Genomic DNA, 14,601 nt, shown 5'->3' on the forward strand with positions numbered 1-14,601 from the left:
ATGAGTAATAGACGTTATCCCCTGACATCATCCCAGCAACCGGTCTGGATGGAACAAGTATTCAAAAGTGAGTCCCCGCTGTATAACGTTGGGGGTCGGTTTGTGTTAACGGGGGCACTGGACCCGGTACGTTTTAAACATGCACTGGATCACGTCGTGGCACACACCGACGCCTATCGGATCAATTTGGTAATGGAAGACACACAGCCGTGGCAAATTATCAATGATGACCTGGAACTGGACTGGAAGTGTATAGACCTGAGTGACTACCCGGATGCGCACCAGCGTGCGGCTGACTACTGTCAAAATCAAATGTCTACGGCCTTTGATATCCATGGTCCCTGCTTATGGCGTATTCACTGGTTAAAAATCTCTGAGCAGGAAAGTGCCATGTGTATGGTGTTCCACCATTTGATAGTGGATGGCATAGCGGGCAGCTTATTCCTTGAATACCTTAGCGAAACCTATCTGGCAATGGATGGACAAGGTCGCTTTTTTAAAGAGGTCCCTGAACGTCCGTCATATAGCGAGTTTATTGAAAAAGATCTGGCCTACCGGCAGAGCAGCCGGTTCGAAAAAGATCAGGCTTTTTGGCTGGAGAAGTTTACAACCTTACCGGATCCTCTGCTGCTGAAGAAAACCAATCAGTTTGATGATCAGCCATTCGCCCGTCGTGAATACGAATTTACGCAGCAACAGTACAATCAGATAGGGGCCGTTGCCGCACGATATGGCTGCTCGGCCACGCACTTTTTCACGACTCTGATCGCTGTCTATTTTTCACAAATGAACGACAAGCGCGACTTGGTTCACATCGGTATGCCGGTGCACAACCGCAGCTCAGCCAAGCTGCGTCAGACTATCGGTATGATGGCCTCAGTGATCCCCGTTGGTGTGGCATTTTCTCGTACCGATAGCTTTGCTGATACCTTTAAGTCCGTGGCGGCTGAGCTTAAACGCAGCTACAAATATCAAAAGTACCCGCTGCACGAAATCATTCGCGATCTCAGACCGCTGAATGACGGCGAAGGCCAGCTGTTCGATATTCAGTTGTCTGTAGAAGAACACCCTTCGGATACCCAGTTCGGCGAAGTGTCTAGCCGTAAGGTGATACTGAACAGCGGATTTGGCTCATACCCTTTGTCTATTTATGTGCGCAGCCATGATAATATTAATAACGTTCATGTCGAGTTTAACTTTGATCGCAACTTCTTTAATGACGATGAAATAGATAGCCATGTCAGCCGCCTGACGACTATGATTGCAGACGTGGTATCGAATCCAACCATGCTGATCGGCGATTATACGCTGGCGAGTGAGCAGGAAATTGAGCAGCAGCTGTTTGATTGGAACGGCAACCAGACTGACTATGCATCCCAGCTCACTATTCAGCAAGTATTCGAGCAACAAGTTGCGGCGGCGCCTGAGCAGCCAGCCCTGGTGTTTGGAGAAATCTCACTGAGCTATCAGGCGCTGAATGAACGGGCCAATCAGCTGGCTCATTATCTGGTGCAACAAGGAGTGATGCCGGGCAGCTATTTGGGTGTCTGCATTAATCGCTCACTTGAGATGATGATAGCCATCCTTGCCACGTTGAAAGCGGGCGGGGTGTATGTGCCACTGGACCCCAACTATCCCGCAGACCGTCTTGCCTATATGATGGAAGACTCTGCGGTGAGCGTGATCCTCACCAATACCCGTTGCAGCGAATCGGTGGCATTTGCTGCTGATAAAGTGATCTTGCTGGATAATCTGGCTGTTGAACCAAAGGCCTGCGAATGGGCACAGTTTAGCGAGAGCAACCTCAGCCTAGAGATACAGCAACACAGCGATGAACTGGCCTACCTGATTTATACCTCGGGTTCGACGGGCAAGCCGAAAGGCGTGATGTGTACTCATCAGGGTATCGTCAATCTGGCGCAAAATCAGCAAGACAGATTCGCAATCACAGCACAAAGCCGGGTCTTACATTACGCCTCAATCAGTTTTGATGCGGGCACCTGGGACTGGGTAATGGCACTGCTAAACGGTGCGACTTTGGTGATCAGCAGCGATGAAGCGCGTCTGGAGCCGGCAAAGGTGGCCGATTTATTTGTCCAGCAGCAGATCACTCATGTGACTTTACCACCGGCATTTCTGGCGACTATGGAATGCCGCGATGACTATGCGCTGCAATGTCTGATTGTGGCGGGTGAAGCGTGCGAGCAGGAACTGATGGACTTATGGTCTGCGCGTTATGGTTTCTACAATGCGTATGGTCCGTCCGAGGCGTCGGTCTGTGCCACGGTGTGCCAGCTGTCGCCGGGCAATGCGATCCGCATCGGTAAGGCGCTCGACAATGTGTCTTTGTTTGTCCTGGATGAATATCAAAAGATGCTGCCAATTGGCTCTATTGGTGAGTTGTACATCGGTGGTGCCGGGCTGGCACAGGGCTATCTGAATCGTCCTGAGTTGAGCCAGGATAAGTTTGTCGCCAACCCTTATTATCAACAAAATCCACAGACGGGAGCGCGTTTGTATCGCAGTGGCGATCTGGTGCGTTACTTACCCAATGGTGAGCTGGAGTTTGTTGGCCGCGCCGACGATCAGGTAAAGGTGCGAGGTTTCCGTGTCGAGCTGGGTGAGATTGAGCATGGCCTGAATAAACTGCCGGCGGTACATTCTTGTGTGGTTCTGGCGAAGCGTCAGGGCGGCACCAATCAGCTGCTGGCCTGTGTGATCCCGGAGCAGCCAGTGACAGATTCGGATGAGGCTGAGTTTGTTTTTGCCCTGCAACGAGCGCTTGAGCAGGAGTTGCCTGCACACATGGTGCCAGGGCACTTCACGTTACTGACCCAGTGGCCACTGACGCCGAACGGCAAAATTGATAAGAAAGCCCTGCTGGCCAGCACAACCATTGCTTTGCAGGGAGAATATCTTGCACCGCAAACTGATACGGAAGTTGCGCTGGCTGCTTTGTGGTCTGAGTTACTCAAAGTGGAAGAGGTGAGCGCAACGGCCAACTTCTTCCAGCTTGGTGGCCATTCACTGTTGCTGATGCAGCTGGCCAGTCAGCTTCAGGGCCTGGGCTGGCAGGCACGAGTGCACGATTTATTCGCTACCGTGTCACTTCGGGAGATGGCAGAGCTGCTCGATAAACAAGGCAAACAGTCACAAACCTTTAGTGTGCCTGTTAATGGTATCCCGGCAGACTGTGCACGGGTGACGCCTGAGATGCTCAACCTGGTCGAGCTGAATCAGCAGGAAATTGATGAAATAGCGGCAAAGATCCCGGGAGAGCATCGCAATATTGCTGACATTTATCCTTTAGCGCCCCTGCAGGAAGGGGTGTTATTTGTGCATACTCTGAATACCCATGCTGACCCTTATGTCACGACTGCGGCGTTTGAGTTTCAGGGGGCTGCGCAGTTAGCGAATTTCCAGCAGGCACTGCAACAAATGGTTGCGACTCACGATGTGCTGCGCACGGCGGTGATGTGGCGTGAGCGCGAAACGGCGCTGCAAGTGGTGCTGCGTGAGGCACAGTTAAGTGTGTCACACTTGGTGTTTGATACTGAGCAACCAGTTAAAGCGGCTTTTGAAGCCTACGTGGCGGAGCATCCGCACACCTTAGATCTGGAAGCGGCGCCCTTGATCAAGCTGGCAATCACGGAGGTCGACGAACAGGGCAAGCACTATGCGCTGCTGACCTTCCACCACTTGACGACCGACCACGTATCGCTGGATATTTTAGTCTCTCAGTTACAGCAATTATGTGATGAGCCAGATAGTGCACTGCCTGCGCCTTTACCTTATCGCGCCTTTATTGCCCATACTCTGGAGCACAACCGCAATCTGGACGTTGCCGGATTCTTCTCGGCGCAACTGGGCGACATAGAAACCCCCACCTTACCTTTTGATCTGAGTGAAGTGACGGGCAGTGGTGAGACAATCCTTGATCACCATGACACATTATCGGCTGAGCTGAGTGAGGCTATTCGTGCCCTGGCGCGGCGTGAAAGACTGAGTCCGGCAGCGCTGTTCCATCTGGCCTGGGCACAGGTGATAGCGGCCTGTTGTGGCACGCAAGATGTGGTGTTTGGCAGTGTTATGTCAGGTCGGATGAATGGCATGGCGGGCATTGAGAGCATGATGGGGATGATGATCAACACCCTGCCATTGCGCGTGTCTTTGGATGATGCTCCGGTCCTGGCGCAACTTAAGCGGGTTGATCAAAGCCTCAAAGCATTGCTGCCCTATGAGCAGGTATCGCTGGCCGAAGCACAAAAGTACAGTGGTCTTGCCAGCGGCGCAACGCTGTTCAGCGCCATGCTAAACTACCGTCACTCTGCCACGCAGGATGATGTGACTGAGGTACTGCAGGACAATGCTGCGTGGACTTTGCTGAGTGCCAAAGAGCGTACTAACTATCCGTTCGGTTTGTCAGTAAATGACCTGGGACAAGGTTTCTCGCTTGAATATCAAATCGATCAGCAGGTCGATGTACAGCAGGTTGCAGCTTATCTGACTAACGCACTGACGCAGCTGGTGACTGCATTAGCAGAAACACCGGATCAGCCTGTGTCTTACAGTGTGTTGCCTGAGCAAGCGCAGCAACATCAGCTGGAGCAATGGCAGGCGAATGCGCCCTGGTATCGCAGCGACATGCAGATCCAACAGATGTTTGAAGCACAGGCGGCAGCGACGCCGGACGCCATTGCGCTGCAACTCAATGAGCAGACACTTAGCTATAGCGAGCTGAATGCGCAGGCAAACCAGCTGGCACATTACTTACGTGAGCAACATAGTGTGACTGATGGCACTTTAGTGGGCTTGTGTATCGGTCGCTCAGTTCACATGGTTGTCGCGACTTTGGCTATTCTCAAAGCTGGTGGTGCTTACCTGCCTCTGGAGCCAAATTACCCGCAAAACCGTCTCGAATATATGCTGGCAGACAGTGGCGCTCAGATAGTACTGACTGAATCGGCACTCTGTGAGCGACTTGCTTTCAGCAATGCTCATTTGTTGGCCGTAGATAATGATAGTGCCCGGTTTGCGCACTATGGGACGGACAATCCTGTGGCTGCGGGTACTCAGTCACCTGAGTCGCTTGCTTATATTATTTATACCTCAGGCTCTACGGGTAACCCTAAAGGGGTTATGACGCCACACCGTGCGGTGGTGCGTTTGGTGGATAATCCTGACTTTATACAGCTTGGTGATGAGACTGCTTTCTTACAGTGTGCCAACATCGCATTTGATGCTGCGACCATAGAAATATGGGGACCACTGCTCAATGGCGGTCGTTGTGTGCTGTTCCCCGACGAGTTTTTAACTGTGTCTCGTTTGGACGAGGTAATCTTCGAGCAACAGATCACGGATATGTTCCTGACTACCGGGCTGTTTGATGAATGGAGTCGCTCGCAAGTTGAGCAACCATCGTTAAGATGCGTGATCTCCGGTGGTGAGGCGGCCCGACTAAATGGCCTTAAACGCGCCATGGCGACCAACCCTCATTGTACTTTTGTAAATGGCTATGGACCGACTGAAAACACCACGTTCACTGCCTGTCACGCGTTTACCAGTGAAGATCTGGCGAGTGGCGTATTACCGATAGGAACCGGCATCTGTGGTGATCAGTGCTTTATTCTCTCGCAGCAACAGCAGCTTTTGCCCGTTGGTGCCGTAGGAGAGCTGTATGTCGGTGGTGCCGGGTTGGCATTGGGTTATCTGAATCGTTCAGATTTGACGACTGAGAAATTCATCCCAAATTCATTTTCCACTGAACCGGGCCAGCCTTCGCTGTTGTATCGAACTGGCGATTTGGTGCGATATGACGAGCAGGGCCGGATTGTGTATGTCGGAAGGGTGGATGACCAGATAAAGATCCGCGGTTTCCGCGTCGAGCTGGGTGAAATCGAGCACAAACTCAATGCGCTGGAACAGGTTGAGCAGGCGCTGGTCGTTGCCCGCAAAGACCTCAGTAATAATGCCATGATAGTGGCCTATGTTGAGCCTGCGGTTCAGGTGCCTGAAGGTCAGACGCTGAGCCACTGGTTAAGTGAAGCGCTGGGTGACAGTTTACCGGCATATATGGTCCCCGGCGCGTTTGTGGCAATGGCGCAGTGGCCTTTGAATGCGAATGGTAAAATTGATAAGCGTGCGCTGCCTGAGCCTGATATGTCCGCTGGACAGGGTCAGTACGAGGCGCCACAGGGCGATATTGAATGCCTGCTGAGTGAGATTTGGTCACAGCTACTCGGTATTGAAACGAGCAAAGTGAGTCGTACCGCGAACTTCTTTGAGCTGGGCGGCCACTCCTTGTTGGTGATGAAGATCCATGCCCGCCTTAAACAAGCCGGCTATACAGCAGAAGCGGCGGCTATCTTTAAAGCCCAGACGCTGGCCGAGATGGCTGCAACGGTGAGTACGCTTGACGCACAGCACAGCTGGCAAGTGCCCGAAAATGGGATACCGGCTGACACGACATCCATTACTCCAGAGATGCTACCTCTGATCAGCCTGAGCCAAAGCGATATCGATACCTTGTCTGAGCAGGTGCCGGGTGGCATGGCAAACATTCAGGATATTTATCCGTTGGCACCGTTACAGGAAGGCATTTTATTTGCGCACTCCTTACAGCAGGAGTTTGACCCGTACGTGATTTCTGCGGCACTGACCTTTGCAGATGAGGTTAAGTTTGGGACTTTCGTTGCGGCCCTGGAGCAGGTGGTTGCCCGTCATGATATTTTGCGCAGCGTGATCCTGTGGCGTGGCCGTGAACAGGCGGTGCAGGTGGTACAGCGCGAGGTGGGCAGCCTGGTTGAGTGGCTGGACTTTGGTGCTGAACAAGATGTGCTGGCTGCATTTAACGAGTTTGTTGAACATGGTAATCACAAAATCGATGTAGAGCAGGCACCGCTGGTACGCATGCAGGTTGTTCGGGATGAGATGAGTGGCAAAGTGCATGCTTTGTTTAAGCATCATCACCTGATCACTGACCATGTGTCGGTTGAATTGATCCTCGAAGAGCTGGCTATGTGTGTAGCGGGCGAGCAGGCTAGTTTGCCGCCTCAGGTACCGTATCGTGAGTTCGTTGCCAAATCACAACACATTGCCAACACCCTCGACAGCGCAGCATTTTTCTTGGCGCGCCTGGGAGATGTTGATACGCCAACTCTACCTTTTGGTCTGGCAGATACGTTGGGCGATGGGTCGAATTCGCAGGAACTCAGCTATGCGCTGGCACCAGAGCAGGGTGAACGTATTCGTCAGCTGTCGCGGCAGTTACAAATGGGTCCGGCAGTGTTGTTCCATGCTGCCTGGGCACAGGTGCTGAGTCACTGCTGTAATATGCAGGATGTGGTATTTGGCACTGTATTGTCCGGGCGTATGAGTGGTGAAGCCGGTGTAGAACGCATGCTGGGTATGCTGATCAATACCTTACCGGTGCGTGTCCAGCTGGCCAATCTAGATGCCAGAGCCTTGCTGACTCAGGTACATGATCAGCTGCAGGGGCTGATCCCTTACGAGCAGGTGGCACTGGCCGAGGCGCAGCGTCACTCGCAGGTTGATGCCAGTTCGCCTTTGTTCAGCACCACGCTGAATTTCCGCCATTCTGAAAACCTCGATGAGCAACAAAGCAGTCTTTACGACATTGCTGCAGTACGCGAACGCAGCAACTATCCGCTGGATCTGTCGGTCAATGACTTTGGTGATGAGTTTACCCTCGACTTCCAGGCTGATGCGCGCGTTCCCCTGGCGCTGGTGGCCGATCTGATGAATACCGCCATCGATAATTTATTACATCACGCAATGCGTGATTCCGAAGAATCACCGGCACAGTGGACGGCCTACTCTGCCGAGCAACGCCAGGCGTTACTGAGTGCACAGCAAGGACCGGCTGTGGCTTTACCACAAGCTTCGGTATATCAGCTGTTTGAGCAGCAGGCCGCTAAAACTATGGGTCGTGTTGCCGTCAGCTATGACGATGATTTCCTGACCTATCACCTGCTCAACGAACGTGCCAACCAGCTGGCCCATTATTTACGCGCCGAGCATCAGGTGGGCCCGGATACCCTGGTGGGTCTGTGTGTGGGCCGCTCGCTGGAGATGATGGTGGCGGTGCTGGCGATCCTCAAAGCAGGCGGTGCCTATGTGCCGCTGGACCCCGAATACCCGCAGGAACGTCTGGCGTACATGGTTGAAGACACCGGTTTGTCTGTGGTGCTGACTCAGCAAAAAGTTGCCGGGATCCTGAGCGACTTTAACGTCACGGCTGTGCTGCTGGATAACGCCAGCCAGTTTGCAAACTATCCAGTCAGCAACCCGGACGTTACCCTGAACCCTGATAATCTGGCCTATGTGATGTACACCTCTGGCTCAACCGGTAATCCTAAAGGCGTGATGATAAGCCATCATAACCTGATTAATTTTGCCGCTAACTGTGAACAGCGCTACGAAATCACCGAAGCTGACAATGTGTTGCAGTTCTCTACCATGAACTTCGATATTTTCGTCGAGGAATGGCTGGCGACGTTGACGCAGGGCGCTACTCTGGTGCTGCGCGACGAAGACGTGTCGCTGAGCCGCGAGGCCTTTATCGCCTTCTGCGACAGCCATGCCATCAGCGTGGCCAGCTTACCCACGGCGTTCTGGCATATGCTGGCGCTGAGCGAAGCGGAGCTTGAATCCCTGGCACTGCGACTGGTGATTGTCGGCGGTGAGGCGCTGGATAAACAATCGGTGGCCTCGCTTAAACCAGGCTTTGAGTTGCTTAATACCTATGGTCCGACCGAGACCACAGTCACGGCATCCGGCTATGCTATCAGTGGCGGGTACGATGACCCGCGGGCGGTGCCCATTGGCCGCGCCAATGTCAATACTGCGACCCTGGTACTCAGCGAGCAGCTGACATTATGCCCGCCGGGCGTAGTGGGCGAGCTGTATGTCAGTGGTCAGTGTCTGGCCAGTGGTTATCTGCATCAAAGCGAACTCACTGCTGAGCGCTTTATTGATAACCCGTATTGTGATCCGGCCAACCCGGCGCTGAGCGCGCGGTTATATAAAACCGGTGACTTAGTGCGTATCGGTGTAGACGGCGAAATCGAGTTTGTCGGACGCAGCGATGATCAGGTCAAGATCCGAGGTTTCCGGGTCGAGCTGGGTGAGATAGAAACCCAGCTGATGAGTTATGCAGAGGTGGAGTCTGCGGTGGTATTGGCCGAGGCCGGTAAGCAAGGTGGTAAGGTACTCCGCGCTTTTGTGAAGGCAGAGAGCGAGCAGACCAACGACTTAATTGATGCACTGCAACAACATTTGAGCGGCAACCTGCCGGATTACATGGTGCCGTCGGCCTATAGCTTTGTTAATCAGTGGCCGCTGACGGCCAATGGCAAGCTGGACAAGCGAGCATTGCTGGCTTTGCCGGCTAAAACGGTGGAGCAGCCTTATCAGGCACCTCAAACCGACGCCGAGAAAATGGTGGTCGACATCGTCGCGTCGCTGTTGTCGCTGGACGTCGATAAGGTGGGTGTCCATGCTAATTTCTTCGCGCTGGGCGGCCACTCATTGCTGATTATGCAGCTGGTCAGTCAGCTGCGGGCACGTCAGTATCAGGCTGATGTGCAGGCCCTGTTCAGGGCACACACGCTACAGGACATGGCGCGCCAGGTTCGGGCACTTGGGAGTGAGGAATCAAGTTGTGTGCCCGCCAATTTAATTCCGGCGGATTGCAGCAAAATCACCCCACAGATGGTGACGCTCACTGAGCTGGATGAGCAACAGCTTACGGATATTGCCCAGACTATTCCCGGTGGCATGGTCAATATTCAGGACATCTACCCGCTGGCACCGCTGCAAGAAGGCGTGCTGTTTGTACACACCATGAGTGAAGGGCAGGACCCGTATGTTACCAGCACCACGTTTGAGTTCGACAGCCGCGAGTCTCTTGAGCGCTTTAAGTGGGCACTGAATACGCTGATTGCCCGCCACGATGTGCTGCGCACCGCCATCCTGTGGCGCAACCGCACCACTGCACTTCAGGTGGTACAGCGTGAGGTAGCGCTGCCCGTGACTGAGCTGGACTTCAGCGGGGAAGCGGATGTCCGGGCCGCGTTCAGTGCACATGTGGCTGAACAGCCGCTGTGGATTGAGCTGGAAAATGCGCCGCTGCTGCAACTGAGCGTGTGCGAAGACGCCGCGCAGGGTAAGCATTATGCGCTGTTGTGTGAGCATCACCTGATCTCAGATCACGTGTCGCTGGAAATTCTGGTGCATGAGTTGACGGCGCTGCTGCACGGCAATGAAGCGAGCCTGGCTGAGCCGGTGCCCTACCGGGAATTTGTCGGTCGCACACTGGCACGCACAGCGAGTCTGGATACTGAGGCCTTTTTCACTCAGATGCTGGGTGAGGTCAGCGAACCAACATTGCCTTATGGTCTGACAGACGTACTAAACGACGGCTCGGGCATTGAGACCGTGCATGTCACGCTGGATGACGCACAGGCGCAGCGTATTCGCCGCCTGACTCGTCAGTATCACAGTAGCCCGGCGGCGCTGTTCCATCTGGTCTGGGCCAAAGTACTGGGGGTGTGTAGTGGTCAGTCGGAGGTGGTGTTCGGTACTGTCTTATCCGGCCGTATGAGCGACGATGGCCTGAGCAGCCAGCTGATGGGGATGATGATCAACACCCTGCCGCTGCGGGTGTCGCTGAGTGAGCAGGATGCGATGAGCCTGCTGGCACAGATTAATGATGACCTGCGTGCCTTGATGCCGTACGAGCAGGTGTCGCTGGCCGAGGCGCAGCGTTGCAGCGGCGTGAGTGGTCAGCTGCCCCTGTTCAGTGCGATGCTGAACTATCGTCACTCAGCGGTAGCGGAGTCACAGCTGGAGCAGGATGCCGGGTTTAACGTGCTGGCCACCGAGGAGCGGACCAACTATCCATTTAACTTGTCGGTAGATGACTTTGGCGATGGCTTTGGGTTTGAGCTTCAGGTAGATAAACGTGCCCCGGCGGCGCGCATTGCACAGTATCTGCAAGTGACCCTGACTCAGGTGTTGGATTTACTGGATAGCCAGAGCAGCACTGCGGTGCAGAGTTTGTGTGTGCTGGATGATGCGGAGCGCCAACAGCAGCTACATAACTGGAATGACACTGCGCTGGATTATCCGCGTGAGCTGTGTATTCACGAACTGTTTGAGCAGCAGGCAGCTACCACGCCGGAGCAGATTGCGCTGTGCTTTGGTGAGCAGACTCTGAGCTATGGTGAGCTCAATAGCAGAGCTAACCAATTGGCCCATTATCTGCGCGCGGAGCACAATATCGGACCGGATTCGTTAGTGGGCTTGTGTGTCGAGCGCTCGCTGGAAATGGTGATCGGGATTTGGGGTATTCTCAAAGCCGGTGGTGCCTATGTGCCGCTGGATCCCAACTACCCGCAATCGCGCCTGGCTTACCTGGTTGAGGATGCGCGTTTAGATGTGGTGCTAAGTCAACAGAATGTTGCAGAAGGGATAACACTGGGGTATGCTAACGTCGTTTTACTGGACACACCAGAGTCACATAATCACGACATATTTTCAGCTTATCCTGCGCACAATTTAACGCGGGCAGAAACCGGCGTGTCGGCTCAGAGTCTGGCTTACCTGATTTACACCTCAGGGTCGACCGGCAAGCCGAAGGGCGTGATGATTGAACATAGCAATACCGTGGCAATGTTGCAGTGGGCGAAACAAGCCTACAGCGACGCGGAACTGGGCAAAGTGCTGGCCTCGACGTCACTGAATTTTGACTTGTCGATTTACGAGTTGTTCTTGCCGCTGTGCTTTGGCTATCAGAGCGTGATTGTACAAAATGCCATGGCACTCGCTGAGCAGCAGTTAGACATCAGCATGATCAATACCGTGCCATCGGCGATGAAGGCATTGCTGGAAGTGGGCGCGGTACCTAACGGGGTGAAAGTCATTAACCTCGCAGGTGAGCCGCTGACTGCACAGCAGGTGAATCAGATTTTAGAGGCCTGTCCGGGTGTGGCGGTATGCAACTTATATGGTCCGTCGGAAGACACCACTTATTCAACCGCGGCACGTTTTACCACCGCATTGGATCAGGTGCCGGATATTGGCCGGGTCATCGCCAATAGCCAGGCGTATGTGCTGGGGAGTGCTCAGGAGCTGTTACCGACCGGCAGTGTGGGTGAGCTCTATCTGGGTGGTGCCGGTGTCGCACGGGGTTATTTAAATCGCCCTGAGCTGACGGCCGAGCGCTTTATTGATAACCCTTACTACGAAGCGGAGGGAGTCAATAACAGCAAGCGCTTGTACCGCACCGGCGATTTGGTGCGTTATCGCGAAGATGGTCACTTTGAATTTATTGGACGAATAGATGACCAGGTTAAGATCCGGGGTTTCAGGATTGAGCTGGGGGAAATAGAGCATCGCCTTAATACCCACCCGGATGTCGCGACATCCCTGGTGATGGCACGCGAACACAGCGATGGTGGACATTATCTGGTGGCCTACCTACAGCCTTGTCTCACATGTGAGACAAGAGAGGAAATCGATAATGTGACACGGCAACAAGCCTGGTTAAGCGACGTGAAAAGCGCGCTGGAAGGCGACTTACCGGCGCACATGATCCCAGGCCAGTTCGTGTTGATAGACGAGTGGCCGCTGACGCCAAACGGAAAAATAGATAAAAAAGCCCTGCCAGCACCGCAAGGTATGTTGGCAGGTCAGGAATACATTGCACCGCAAAGTGAGACAGAGCATGCCCTGGTGGCAATTTGGGCGGAACTACTCGACCTTAACAGCGAGCAGATCAGTACCAGTGCCAACTTCTTCGAGTTGGGCGGTCATTCGCTCTATCTGATCAAACTGGCGGGTGCAATTAAAACCCAGTTCGAAATCGAGCTGACATTACGGGAAATTTACGACGCTGCAGAATTAGCGGTCCTTTCGAAGGTAATTGAGAGCAAGCAGGCACAAAAATATCTCGAAGACAAAAAAGCCAATGAATCGGTAATGATGAGTGGAACACTATAATGATTGCACAATTAGTTAAATCGGCAGCAGATCAAGGGGTTTATCTGTATGCCAAAGAGGGCGCGCTACATTTTGACCTGACGGTGAGCGAATTTCCGGCCACGCTGAAACAGGACATCATCGCAAATAAGGCAGAGATCATTGCATTTCTGTCACATGCAGAAGGGACGTCTGGCAATGCGCAGGGGCCGCAACCCGGACAGTATCCGGATGGCTGTGTGCTCTCTTATACTCAGCAGCGTTTCTGGTTGCTGGAACAAATGCAATCCGGGCAGAGTCAGTACAACATGCCGGTTGCGCTGAATGTAGAAGGCGCACTGGAGCTGACTTTGGTTGAAAAGGTGCTGAGCACCATAGTGTCGCGTCATCAGATTTTGCGCACTGTCTATCGTGAACAGGACGATGAAGTACGCCAGCATGTTTTGCCTGAGTACGATTTTTCGCTGGGGTTTGTTGACCTCAGTGACAGTGAGGGCGAACAGCAGCAGGCGCAATTGTCTCAATGTCTGCTTGAAGAAGCACAACGCCCATTTGATCTGACTCAGCAGCTGTCCATCCGTGGACAGTACCTGAAGCTGCAGGGAACAGGTCATGATCAGCGCGGCGTACTATTGCTGACGCTGCATCACATTGCTTCTGATGGTTGGTCAATGGACGTGTTGATCAATGAGTTTGTGACCTTGTACCGGGCTTTTGCTGCCGATCAGGCCAACCCGTTGCCTGAGCTGGAGCTACAGTACGCTGACTTTGCCGTCTGGCAGAAAGACAGAATGCAGGGCGGTGAGTTTGAGAAACAGCTGACATTCTGGAAGCAGACACTGGAAGATGCGCCGCTGACACACAGCCTGCCAACCCAGCATCACCGCCCGGAAGTAAAACAGACCCAGGGGGCACATGTCACGGCCACGTTGCCTGCGTATGTGGCTCAGCAATTAGGCGAGGTGGCCAGACAGGCCCAGCTGAGTCCCTTTATGCTGATGCATGCAGTCCTGGGTGTGGTACTTAGCCGTCATAGCAATCAGTCAGATATTGTCATTGGCACGCCGGTGGCAAATCGTGCCGATGAGGCGCTCAGCCCGCTCATTGGGTGTTTCGTCAATACGCTGGCTTTGCGCCTGAATACCCGCCATGGCACATGGGAGGGCTATCTTAATCATGTTCGTCAGGTGCATATGAACGCGCAGGTGAATCAGGATGTGCCTTTTGAGCAGTTAATTGATGCACTGAACTTGCCACGCACTTCATCATACACACCTTTGGTGCAAGTCATGCTGACCACCAATGATAAGTTTACTGACGGCAACGATGAGTCGGCCCTGATGGCACTGCCTGACCTGAGCCTGTCGCCGCTGGAAGGCAGCCATCCGGCGATTAAATTTGATTTGGAAATTGCGCTGAATATCAGCGACAAGCAGATTGAGACTGTCTGGAACTATGATGTGGCTTTGTTTGATGCTGAATTTGTTGAGCAGCTCAGTGAGCACTTTAATAATGCCTTGATCGCGCTGGCGGATATGTCGCCGCAGGCGCGTCGTACCTTGCCATTAAATCGACTGTCTATTCTGGGCGACAAGCTGG

General features: G+C 53.5%; 2 protein-coding genes (1 of these 2 running past the window's edge). Both read left to right on the forward strand.

From position 1 onward, the window contains the following. On the forward strand, positions 1-13,023 hold the full coding sequence (locus PRUB_RS22510; RefSeq protein WP_198452413.1) for a non-ribosomal peptide synthetase: 13,023 nt from the start codon (positions 1-3) through the stop codon (positions 13,021-13,023). Continuing rightward, a protein-coding gene (locus PRUB_RS22515) for a non-ribosomal peptide synthetase (RefSeq protein ID WP_010387356.1) crosses the window boundary here: on the forward strand, positions 13,023-14,601 show its start. The gene runs 1,946 nt beyond the window's last position; 1,579 of the gene's 3,525 nt are visible here — the first part of the coding sequence; its start codon is at positions 13,023-13,025; its stop codon lies beyond the right edge, outside the window. Before PRUB_RS22510 ends, PRUB_RS22515 begins: the two co-directional genes overlap by 1 nt.

The sequence above is a fragment of the Pseudoalteromonas rubra genome (assembly GCF_000238295.3).
Lineage (GTDB): Bacteria > Pseudomonadota > Gammaproteobacteria > Enterobacterales > Alteromonadaceae > Pseudoalteromonas > Pseudoalteromonas rubra.